General features: G+C 76.5%; 6 protein-coding genes. 3 read left to right on the top strand and 3 right to left on the bottom strand.

Features of this window, described 5'->3' with window-relative positions; genetic code table 11:
* The first annotated feature begins 319 nt into the window (after window positions 1–319).
* Window positions 320–3376 carry an AAA family ATPase gene (locus ABZT47_RS00115; protein WP_354834115.1) on the top strand — a complete coding sequence of 1019 codons (3057 nt, stop codon included), beginning with the start codon at window positions 320–322 and terminating at the stop codon, window positions 3374–3376.
* A gap of 354 nt (window positions 3377–3730) precedes the next feature.
* Window positions 3731–4567, top strand: a complete 837-nt coding sequence (locus ABZT47_RS00110) for an alpha/beta hydrolase (RefSeq protein ID WP_354835428.1) — start codon at window positions 3731–3733, stop codon at window positions 4565–4567.
* Window positions 4568–4655: 88 nt separating this feature from the next.
* On the opposite strand, the gene ABZT47_RS00105 is transcribed toward ABZT47_RS00110, so the two are convergent.
* Entirely contained in the window at window positions 4656–6074 is a 1419-nt protein-coding gene (locus tag ABZT47_RS00105; protein ID WP_354834112.1) for an amidase family protein, read from the bottom strand.
* Between the two features lie 364 nt (window positions 6075–6438).
* Between ABZT47_RS00105 and ABZT47_RS00100 the strand changes: the two genes are divergently transcribed.
* Complete coding sequence (locus tag ABZT47_RS00100) at window positions 6439–9588, top strand: AAA family ATPase (protein WP_354834109.1); 3150 nt, start codon at window positions 6439–6441, stop codon at window positions 9586–9588.
* Window positions 9589–9683: 95 nt separating this feature from the next.
* Here ABZT47_RS00100 and ABZT47_RS00095 read toward each other — a convergent pair whose 3' ends face one another.
* Together ABZT47_RS00095 and ABZT47_RS00090 are read right to left on the bottom strand one after the other, a co-directional pair.
* The gene (locus ABZT47_RS00095; protein WP_354834106.1) at window positions 9684–10697 is read right to left on the bottom strand and encodes a phosphotransferase; all 1014 of its coding nucleotides are present in this window, start codon (window positions 10695–10697) and stop codon (window positions 9684–9686) included.
* A 94-nt stretch (window positions 10698–10791) separates the two neighbouring features.
* A complete protein-coding gene (locus ABZT47_RS00090) occupies window positions 10792–11565 on the bottom strand; it encodes an SDR family oxidoreductase (protein ID WP_354834103.1) in 774 nt (257 codons plus the stop codon).
* Window positions 11566–11610: the final 45 nt, after the last annotated feature.

Below are 11610 nucleotides of genomic sequence, written 5' to 3'. Positions count from 1 at the left end.
CGGGAGCGCGGGAGGGGATAGGGGCTGCGCTGGATCGGGGATTGGGGCCGCGCTGGTAACGCCGGCGGTGACCGGCAGCGCGATGCCGAGACCGACATCACCGGGGGCCTCCCTTATGGGAGCCGGGCGGACGCACGGACGCGTTGCGGTCCAGCCGGAAGTTGCAGGCTGTGGAACGAAAGCGAGCAGGGATTTGCAAGATTCTTGCAGTGCGTTGGCCAAAGGTTACATACGTGCTACAGCCGAGTCAACGGCCTGTAAGCAACAGACCGGACATGTCCCTTCCGATCGGTGAGAACTCGGCGTAACACTGGAAGACGTGTCTCCCGCGTCACTCCCCGCCCGGGTGGCCGTCCTGCGCGGCAGAGACGCCGAGCAGGATGCGGTCCGGCGGCTGCTGGACCGAGCCCGCACCGGCTCGGGCGGCGCCATGCTCTTCGCCGGCGGGCCCGGCATGGGCAAGACGGCCCTGCTCGACCACGCCGCCGGGCAGGCGCGCGGCTTCCTGGTCCTGCGCACCCGCGGCGCCGAGAGCGAGCACGGCCTGCCCCACGCCGCCCTCCACCGCCTCCTGCGCCCCCTCGGAGACCCCGGCCCCCACCTGCCCGAACCGCAGGCCGCCCTCCTGCGCGCCACCCTTCACCTCCCGCCGGCCTCCCGGCCCCTCTCGGCCACGGGTCCGCGTGCTCCAGGCGCCACAGCCTCGGACGGGCCCACCCCGGCGGCGGCGGCAGGGGGCCGGCCTTCGGCGGCACGCCGGCGGGCCCGGACCGCCGCCGCCCCGTTCAGCCCGGTGGCCCCCACGCAGGAGGCGGGGGACGCGCTCGGGCCGGCGGTGGCGGTGCTGGAGTGGCTGGCGTCCCTGGCCGCCCGCGGGCCCGTCCTGGTCTGCGTCGACGACCTGCACCACCTCGACGCGGCCAGCCATGACCTGCTGCTGTTCGCCGCCCGCCGCCTGGCCGCCGAGCCGGTCGCCTTCCTGTTCACCGCCGACCGGCCGCCGGGCCACGGGGCGGCGCTGGACGACGAGGTGCCCGTGCGGGTGCTGGGCCCGCTCGACCCGGCCGCCGCCAGGCAGATGCTCGACGACCTCGCCCCGGCCGGGCTCGGCGAGGACCTGCGCGCGTCGCTCGAACGGCTCGCCCACGGCGTCCCCCTCGCCCTGGCCGAACTGACCGGATCGCTCACGCCGGGCCGGCTCGCCGGCACGCACGCGCCTCCCGTCTCCGTACCGCCGGGCGGCCGGCTCTGGCGCGCCCACACCCGCCGGCTCGCGGCGCTGCCCGAGGCCACCCGGGCGCTGCTCCTGCTGGTCGCCGCCGACCCCGACCTCGACATCCCCACCCTGGTCCGCGCCGCCGCACCACGCCACGGCGACGCCGCACCGTCCGAAGCCGGAGAACGGTACGGCGGCGTCCCGCCCGACGCCGGACGAGGTCACGGCGGGGGCGTCTCGCCCGGGCACGTGCTGGACCTGCTCGAACCGGCCGAGGTCGCCGGGGTCCTCACCGCCGAGGGCGACCGGTACGCCTTCGCCGAGCCCGTGATGGGTCCGGTCGTCTACGCCGCCGCTTCCCCGGCCGCCCGGCGTGCGGCGCACCGCCTGCTCGCCGGCGTGCTGCACCACGACCACCAGCGCCTGCGGCGGGCCTGGCACCGCGCCGCCGCCCTCGACGGCTCGGTGGACGAGCTGGCCGCCGAGCTCGCCGAGGCGGCGCAGGCCGCCGGCCCGCACGCCGGTCATCCCGAGCCCTATCTCGCCCTCGAACGCGCCGCGGAGCTGACCGAGCGCGGCGAGGTCAAGGCCGCCCGGCTCGCGGCGGCCGCCCACCACGCGTCCATCTCGGGCCACCCGCAACGGGCCAGGGCGCTGCTCGCCCGGCTGTCGCCGCTCACCGTCCCCGCGGAGATGCGCGGCCAGGCCGAGCTGCTGCGCGGCAACCTGGAGCTGCTCGGCGGCGAGACCGGCAGCGCGCACGACAGGTTCCTGGCCGCCGCCGGGTGGCTGCTCGACCGCGACCGCTCCCTCGGCGTCCGCGCCCTGGTCCGCGCCGCCGAGGCCGGCTACTTCGCCGGCGACCATCAGCGCTTCCTCGCCATCGCCCGGCGCGCCGCCGTCCTGCGCCGTCCCGACGAGCGCCCGGCCACCCGGCTGATGTTCGAGTTCCTCGAAGGCATGGCGGCCACCCTGCGCGGGCGGCACGCCGAGGCCGCCGAGCCGCTGCGCCGCGTCCTGCTCCTGGCGCCCCATGTCCACAGCACGGCCATGCTGGTCTGGGCCGGATCGGCCGGCCTGCTGCTCGGCGACGACGCCAACGCGCTCGCCCTGGCCACCCGGGCCGTCGAGAGCGCGCGCGGACGGGGAGGCGCCTCGGCGCTGCCGCAACTGCTGTCGGCCGTCATCAACGCCGAACTATGGCTCGGCCGGTACGGATCGGTCACCCGCCACGCCATCGAAGGGCTGCGGCTCGCCCAGGAGACCGGCCAGCACAACACCGCGGGCCAGCATCTTGCGTGGCTCGCGCTGGCCGCGGCCGTCCAGGGCGACAAGGAGACCTGCCGCACCCGGGCCGCGGCCGCCCTGGAGGTCGCCGACGCCCACGGGCTCGGCGTGGCGGCGGCGCTCGGCAACTGGGCCCTCGCCCACCTCGACCTGTCCCGCGGCCGGGCCGCCGACGCCGCCGGCCGGCTGCGCGCCGAGCTCCGGAACGGCCACGTGGTCGTCCGGGTGATGGCCACCCCCACCTTCATCGAGGCCGCGGCGCGCACCGGCGAACGGCAGGACGCCATGGCCGCGCTGGACGTGCTCGACCGCTGGGCGGGCAGCACGCGCAACCCCGACCGGCTCGCGCTCGCGGCGCGATGCCACGCGTTGCTCGCCGAGCCGGGCGCGTCGGAAGAGCTGTTCCGCCACGCTCTCGACCTGCACCACCGCGGGTCGTGCGAGTTCGAGACGGCCAGGACGGAGCTGTTGTTCGGCGGCGCGCTGCGCCGCGACCGGCGTCCCGGCGCGGCGCGGGAGCACCTCCACAGCGCGCTCGACGCCTTCGAACGGTTCGGCGCCCGGCTGTGGGCGGCCCAGGCTCGCGCCGAACTGCGCGCCGCCGGGCAGGCCGTCCCGCCCCCGTCCACGCCGGCGTCCCGGCCGTTCTCCCATCTGCCGGAGGGCGAGCGCCAGGCGGACCGCCAGGCCCAGATCGCCCGGCTCACGGCGCAGCAGGAGCAGATCGCGCGGATGGTCGCGGAGGGCGCCACCAACCGCGAGGTGGCGGCACGGCTGGTCATCAGCCCCCGCACCGTCGACCACCACCTGCGGAACATCTTCGCCCAACTCGGCATCCGCTCCCGCGTGGACCTGGCCCGCCTCCTGTCCTGACGGCGAGCAGGCGGGTGAGCGCCTCCCGGTCAAGGCCGGTGATTTCGCCGATGCGCGGCTGACTTCGGGATCTCACAATTGCGGCAGTCAGTAGTCAGCAGAAGCGTCCCGCTGACCTGCGGTGTCCCCCGTCCGAACCGTGCCGGCCGGCCCCCCGGCCGCCTGCTTCGGGCCGCCGCCGGGTCGCCGGGCGCCTCGCCCGCTGGTCCCCCCACCGACAGGGAGCACACGAACGTGCAGCCACGCGAGATCCTCTCCCCCACCCCCCTGCCCGCCGCCGCCCTCCTGCGAGACCGGGCCGCCGTCCCCCGGCGGCGGTTCGGGGCGCGGCTCATCACCAAGGTGTGCCTGGCCCTGGCCCTGACCGGTGGCGCCCTCGCCGCGGCCCCCGGCGCGCACGCGGCGGCAGGCCCCTACGAGCGCGGCCCGGCGCCCACCAACGCGAGCATCGAGGCGGCCCGCGGGCCGTTCGCGACCGCCCAGACCTCGGTGTCCTCGCTGAGCGTCAGCGGGTTCGGCGGCGGCACCATCTACTATCCGACCGACACCAGCCAGGGGACCTTCGGCGCCATCGCCATCTCCCCGGGGTACACCGCCACTTGGTCGAGCCTCAGCTGGCTCGGACCCCGGCTCGCCTCGCAGGGGTTCGTCGTGTTCGGCATCGAGACCAACACCCTGTACGACCAGCCCGACAGCCGGGGCAGGCAGTTGCTCGCCGCGCTGGACTACCTGGTCAGCAACAGCAGCAGCACGGTGCGGGCCCGCATCGACACCACGCGCCTCGCCGTGGCCGGGCACTCCATGGGCGGCGGCGGCACCCTGGAGGCCGCGAACGCGCGCCCGTCGCTGCAGGCCGCCATCCCCATCGCCCCGTGGAACCTCGACAAGAGCTGGTCGGGCGTGCGCGTCCCCACCATGATCATCGGCGGCCAGGCGGACGCCATCGCCCCGGTGGCCACGCACTCCCAGCCGTTCTACACCAGCATTCCCTCCTCGACCGAGAAGGCGTACATGGAGCTCACCGGGGCCTCGCACTTCTTCCCGCAGACGTCCAACACCACGATGGCCAAGTACATGATCTCGTGGATGAAGCGCTTCATCGACGACGACACCCGCTATGACCAGTTCCTCTGCCCGGCGCCGCGCAGCATCGCGATCTCGGAGTACCGCGACACCTGTCCGCTCACCTAGCCGCGGGTCCCGGCGCCCGTCCCGCGGGACGGCGCGCCGCACCCGCACCGATGGCGGCCGCCGGCGCGGCCGCCATCGGCATGGGCGGTCACCGGCCCCCGACATGGACCGCGGGCGTCCGGCCGGCCCACGGCATGGCCTCCTCCAACTGCGACGCGACGCGGACCAGCAGGTCCTCCCGGCCGTACGGGGCGACGATCTGCACCCCGATGGGCAGCCCGTCCTCGCTCCACCCCAGCGGCAGGCTGATCGCCGGCTCCCCGGTGAGGTTGAACAGCGCCGTGAACGGGCCGTAGTCGAACAGCGACTCCAGCCACGTGGCCACCGTGTGCCCGGGGTCGTCGTACCGCAGCGTCCCGTGCGGCGCGGGCGGGCGCGCCAGCGTGGGCGTGACGAGCAGGTCGTACTCGCCGAAGAAGGCCCCGACCGTCCTGCCCGCCCGGTTCTGCGCGTCGAACGCGCCCAGCAGCCGGTAGGCGCTCAGTTCCCCCGCCTCGGCGAACGCCCGCCGCGTCACCGCCTCCACCTTGGCGGGGTCCGGCGCCCTGAGGGCGGTGAGCAGCGGCGCGGCGACGGCGACGATCGCGAACGGCACCATGGCGCTCATCATGGTCTCCGCGCCGACCTCCGGGCCGGCCTCGCCGACCACGTGGCCGAGCTTCTCCAGCGCCAGACCCGTCTGGACGGCCGCCGCCGCCACCTCCGGGTCCGCCGCCACGTCCGGCCACCCCCGCGTCGACACCGCCACCCGCAACCGGCCGGGATCCGCCCCGACCTCCTCGGCGTAGGGGCGCGCGGGCGGCGGGGCGGTGTACTTGTCGCCCGGCGCCGGGCCCTGGATCGCGTCCAGGTAGTGGGCGGTGTCGCGCACCGTGCGGCTCAGCCCCGACTCTATGGAGATGCCGAACAGCGGCTCGCCCACGTCCGGCCCGCACGGCACCCGTCCCCGGCTCGGCTTCAGCCCGACCAGCCCGCAGCAGGAGGCGGGGATGCGGATGGAACCGGCGCCGTCGCTCCCATGGGCGAGGGGCACGGCTCCGGCCGCCACCAGGGCGGCCGAGCCCCCGCTGGACCCGCCGACGCCCCGGGCGAGGTCCCACGGGTTGCGCGTCGGCCCGTACAGCACCGACTCGGTGGAGAAGCTGATCATCATCTCGGGCACCGTCGTCAGGCCCAGCGTGACCAGGCCCGCCGAGCGTAGGCGCCGCATCAGGTCGGTGTCGTGCCCGGCCACGGCCCGGACGGCCCGGCTGCCGCAGAAGAACGGCGTCCCCTCGGCCATCGGGCCGTTGTCCTTGATCAGGAACGGCACCCCGGCGAGCGCCCCGCCGGGGTCGTGGTCCAGCGCCGGGGTGAACGGCGGCAGCGCCAGCCCGTTCAACTCGGCGTCCGCCGCCTCCAGGGCCCGCCGCGCGACCTCCTCCACCTCGCCGGCGGAGATCTCACCCGCCGCGATCAGCCCGCGCAACCCGACGGCGTCGTATCCCGCGTACTCACGAAGCTCCACTTCGTCCCCCTCGTCGCACCGTTCCGCTGCGTCCGGTCATCTCTGCTCCGGCGTCGTGACCAGCGTGAACCGTCGCTGCGCCCCGGTCATGAGGGCTACCACTGACCCACGGCACTGAGCCCCCACGCACCCGGCCCACACGCCGCGGCCGCCGAGTCCTGCCGGGACGCCGGCCGCCCCCCACACATCCCGAGCCCCCACGCATCCGCGCCCACACGCTGCGACCGCCGAGTCCTGCCGGGACGCCGGCCGACCCCCACCCACCCCGGGCCCGCAGACCCCCGCGAGGTCAATGTGGACCGTCCAGGAGGCCGTCGGAGACGGGCGTCCATGGGATCGGGGCCGTGGCTGTCAGACTGGTCCGGTGGATGCCGGACCGAGCGCCTCGCGTCCCTTCGCCGGGCGCGATCGTGAGGTCGCCGTGCTGCGCGAGGCCGCCGCCGCCGCTCGGGAGGGCGGTGGAGGGGTGATCCTCGTCTCGGGTCCGCCAGGCATGGGCAAGTCCCGCCTGGTGGAGGAGGCCCTGGCCGGCGAACCCGGTGTCGTCTGGGCGCGCTGTCCGGACGAGCCGGGCGTCCCCCCACTGTGGCCGTGGACGCGCCTGCTGCACCGCCTCGCCCCTCATCCGTCCCCCCGCCCCGCGACCCGCTCACCAGCGGCACGAGCGGACGCCGACCCCGCCGAGGCGGGCGCCGATCCCGTCGGGTCGAGTGCCGATGCCGCTGAGGCTGACCTCGATACCGCCAAAGGCGCCCCCGGCGCCGTCGGGGCGGGTGGTGATGCGGTGGAGGCCGGTGGGAACGCCGCCGGAGTGGATCTTGATGCGATCTGGGCCGGTGGGGATGTCGCGGAGGCGGGCGCCGCGCGGTTCCGGCGGCTCGTCTCGCTCGCCGACGCGCTGCTCGCGGCGGCCGAGGACGCCAAGGGCCTCGTCGTCGTCCTGGAGGACGTCCACGACGCCGACGAGGCGTCCCTGGCCCTGCTGCGCCACGTCGCTTCGGAGACCCCGGGGTCGCGGCTGCTCGTCCTGGCGACGCACCGCGATCCGGCTCCCGGACGCGACGGCGCCCTGGCCGCCACCCTTGCCGGCATCGCCCGCGGCCGGGCCGTGCGCGCCCTGGCCCTGGCCCCGCTGACCGTGGGGGATGTGGCGCGGGTGCTCGCGGACGTCCCCGGGGGCGCCGCGCACGCGCCGGCGGTGCACGAGCGCACCGGGGGCCTCCCCTTATTGGTCGCCGCGATGGCGGCGGCCCTCGGACGCACACCTCACCCCGCCGGCGGGGCCCCGCACAAGGGCGATATGAGCGCTGACGGGCTGGTGCCGCCCGCGGATCTGCGGCAGCTCGTTCTGGGAATGCTCGACGGCCTCGGCCCGGAGGCGCGGGAGACGGCGCGGGCCGCGGCGGTCCTCGGGCAGGACATCGACGCGCGTCTGCTGGCGGAGGTCCGCGATCTGCCGCACGCCGTGGTGTCCGCCCACCTCGACGCGCTCGCTACCGCCGGCGTGCTCACGACCGGCGGTACGCCGACGTCCGTCACGTGGCCGCCCGCGTACCGGTTCGCCCACGCCCTGGTGCGGGACGGCGTGGCCGCCGCGGCGGCCCGGGAGGCGGCCGGGCTGCACCGGCGTGCGGCCGCCGCGCTGGCCCGCCGGGCAGGCGACGATCCCGCGCAGGCCGCGCGCGTCGCCGCCCACTGGCAGCGCGCGGGCGACGACCCCGAGACCCTGCGCGCGGCGTTGCGGTGGACGCGCGCCGCCGCCGCGCACGCGCTGCGCTCCTCCGCGCCGCAGGACGCGGCCCGGCTCAGCCGTCAGGCTCTCGGCCTGCTCGATCGCCTGGATGTCGATCACTCGCGGCGGGCGGAGATCCTCATCGAATCGGCCACCGCCGAGTGCTGCGCCGGGTTCGTCCGCCAGAGCGCGGAACACTGCCGCGAGGCCGCCGAGGCCGCCGGCGCCGCGGGACGCCCGGACCTGCTCGCGTCCGCCGCCCTCGTCCTCGGCGGGGCCGGGGACCGGAGCGTCGTGGTCGCCATGGCCGCCCTCTGCGACCGCGCCCTGGCGGCCATGGGGGAGCGGCAGGGCGAAGCCGCCACAGCGGACCTGGAGGGCGGAGGCGTCGCGGGGGAACGAGGGAGCGAAGGCCTTGTCGGGGCTGGGGTGGGTGAGGCCGTCACGCGGTCGCGGCTGATGGCGCGTAAGGCGTCGTGGGAGGTGGAGGCCGACCGGTGGGAGGAGGCCGCGCGGACCTCGGCCGAGGCGTTGCGCCTCGCCGAGGGGTGCGGCGACCCCGCGGCCCTGCTCGACGCCGCGCGTGCCAGGGCCGGGATCCTCGACCGGCCCGGCGACGCCGCCGAACGCCGGCGGCTCGGTGAGCTGTCCGTCGGCGTGGGCCTGCGCGTGGGCCGGCCGATGCCGGCGGTCCGCGGGTACATCTGGCGGCTGGACGCCGACTACCAGAGCGGAGACCTCGCCGCGGTGGACGACGGCATCGCGCGGCTCGGCGAACTGGCGGCGGCGACGCGGCTGCCGGTGGCCCGCTGGTACCACCTGCGGGTGGCGGCGGCCCGCGCCGCACTGGCCGGGCGCTGGGACGAGGCGCGCGCCCGGTCCTCGGAGGCGGGGGCGGTGGCGGTCCGGACGGGTGACTCGCTGGCGTGCGTGGTGACCGACGTCTTCGCCGCGTTGGTGGCGCTCGTACGGGGCGACCCGAGCGAGGTGCCGGAAGGCGACCCCGAGGCGTTCGCGGCGCCGATCCCGGTGGTCGAGGCCGCCCACGCGCTGCGTCTGCACCTGACCGGGGCGCGCGAGGAGGCGCTCGCCGGGTACGAGCGGCTGCGGCTGCTGCTGCGCGGCCCCCTGCCGGGGGTTCACGGGATGGGCGTGCTCCAGCATGTGACCGAGCTGGTCGAGGTGTTCGACGACGCCGAGGCGGCGCGGTGGGCGTACGAGCACTGGCTGCCGTGGTCGCGGGCCGCGGGCGTGCCCGGGGGAGCCGACAGCTTCTGCGGCGGGGCGTCCGCGCGGGCCGCCGGGCGCATGGCGGCCGTCATGGGCCGGCTGGACGACGCCGAGCGGGCCCTTCGCATGGCGGCCGAGGTCAACGTGCGGCTGGGCGCCCGGCCCTGGCTCGTCCATTCCTGGCTCGCCCTTGCGCAGGTGCTGCTGCGCCGAGGGGCTCCCGGGGATCACGACGAGGCGGCGACTCTGGCCGCGCGGGCCGCGGCCGAGGCGCGGCGGCTGGACCTTCCCGGTCCGCTCGCCCGCGCCGACCGGCTGCTCGCCGAGGCGGCGGCCCGGCGCCGTGCGGGCGACCCGCTCACCGCCCGGGAGCGTGAGGTGGCGGACCTGGTCGCGCAGGCGCTGTCGAACCGGCGGATCGCCGAACGGCTGACCGTGAGCGAGCGCACCGTCGAGAGCCACGTGCGCAACATCCTCGCCAAGCTCGGCCTGACCACCCGCACCGAGCTGATCGCTCACCTCCTCACCCCCCGCCGTCACCCGGCCCCGTGAACGCGGCCTCGCCCGTCTCGCCCGTGCTCCACGCGGGCGCGCCCTCCGGCGGGCCGCGATCGTCCCGGGTCGCGGGCGCCGTCGGGCCGGTGGGATCAGGCGAGGGCGGAGACGCCGGTGACCTGGTCGTGCAGGATCCGCCAGCCTTTGTCGTCGTCGGGGCCGCCTCGGTGCGGCCGCCGGAAGCGGGTGGTCTCCAGGGCGATGTCGGCGAGGTCCCAGCGGATGCGGTAGAGGCGCAGCATGGCCGGCAGCGGCGCGATGCCGGTCGCGGCGGTGTAGGCGGCGAGGATGGAGCCGTCGCCCGGGTCGAGGTTCCACAGGTCGCGTTCGGGCGGCGCGACGAGCGCGGTCTCCCAGTCGATGAGCATCCAGCCGCCGGAGGCGGCCAGCATGGTGTTGCCGGAGTGCGTCTCGCCGTGGGTGAGCACCATGCGGGACGGGTCGTTCCGACCGGCGGCCACCAGGTCGTCGTACCGCCCGAGCAGCCGCCGCAACGGCGCCGCGTGCTCGGCCAGCAGCGCCGCGGCCGGACGCGCGTACGGCCCGAGATCCTCGCCGGGAGAGGCGCCCGGGCCGGGGGCGCCGCGCAGGGCCGCTTCGAGTTCGTCGCGGTGGGGGATGGCGAAGTCGTCGGCCATGGCGTGCCGGCGGGCCGCGTGCGGCGCCGTGTGGAGGGCGATGACCATGCCGAGGATGGCGCGCCGGTGGCCGGGGGCGTAGTCGCCCCAGGAGAAGCTCCGCCCTTCGACGAACGGATAGAGCGCGACGCAGAAGCGGTCGCCCGACCGTGCCACGGGCTCGCCGCCGCGCGTGGGGACGGGCGCCACGGCGTACCCGTGCCCGTGGTCGCGCAGGACGCGAGCGGTGGCGAGGCCGGCGCACACCCTGCCGTACGCGGCGTCCAGCGGTTCGTCATCGGACAGGCGCCTGCCGTCGAGCTCGTCGACGGTGACGAACCACCGGGCGCCTCCGGTGTCGCGGGCCTCCCAGTGGTGGCTGCCGAAGCCGACGGGCCGGTAGGTGAGCGAGACGGCGGCAAGGCCCCACTCGCGGGCCAGCGCCGATGCCAGAACGCCGTCCGGCAGGTCGCGGGGAGGGGTCAGCACGGCCACATCGTAGATCCGCTCCCCGGGCCGCCGGCCACCCGTTTTCGGCCCCGGCGCGCGCGAGATCACGGCCTACGGCGAGGCGCGCGTTCGCTCAGGTCTCCTCGGGGTCCAGGCCGAGGGCGGAGCGGCCGCCGTCGATGGGGACGATCGCGCCGTTGACGAAGCTCGCGTCGTCCGACAGCAGGTAGGCGACCGCCGCGGCGACCTCCTCGGGTCGTCCGACCCGGCCCAGCGGGTGGAGCCGGCGCATCTGGTCCTCGACGCGTCCGGCGGCCCGCGGCTCCTGGCCGCGCAGGAACTCCTGGTAACGGGCGGTGGCGATCGAGCCGAGGGCGACCGCGTTCACGCGCACTCCCGAGGGGCCGTAGTCGACGGCCAGCGCGCGGGTGAGCCCTTCGACGGCGGCCTTGGCGGTGGCGTACGGCAGGGCGCCCCGGACGGCCCGCTGCGCCTGGTGCGAGGACACGTTGACGATCGCGCCGCCGCGTCCGGCCGCCAGGAAGCGGCGGACCGCCGTGGCGCTGCCCGCGACGGCGGGGCCGAGGTTCAGGTCGACGAGGCCGACGATCTCGCGCGCCGGGACCTCGTGCAGGGAGGCGTCACGGAACACCGCGGCGTTGTTGACCCAGCCGGCCAGCGGACCGGCGGCCTGCGCCAGGTCGGCGGCCCGCTCGGTGACGGACTCGTCGGAGGCGTCGCCGGTCACGGCGGCCACCCGCGGCCCGGCGGGATGCCCGCGGGTCCACGCCACCGCCGCGGGGTCGCGCTCGATGACGACGACCCGGCCGTCCCGCTGGAGAAGCCGCTCGGCGATCGCCCGGCCGATGCCCTGACCGCCGCCGGTCACCACGTACGAAAGCCCCATGACCACCCCCTCGACTGATCACAAACTACCCAAAAGCGCACCGCA

The sequence above is a fragment of the Sphaerisporangium sp. NPDC005289 genome, assembly GCF_040607455.1.
Lineage (GTDB): Bacteria > Actinomycetota > Actinomycetes > Streptosporangiales > Streptosporangiaceae > Sphaerisporangium > Sphaerisporangium rhizosphaerae.
The sequence above is the reverse complement of the archived record's forward strand: the minus strand, read 5'-3'. Positions and strand labels throughout refer to the sequence as shown.

Coding starts and splice junctions, on each gene's coding strand:
- ABZT47_RS00090 (WP_354834103.1), bottom strand. CDS start 11,565: ATGGGGCTTTCGTACGTGGTGACCGGCGGCGGTCAGGGCATCGGCCGG.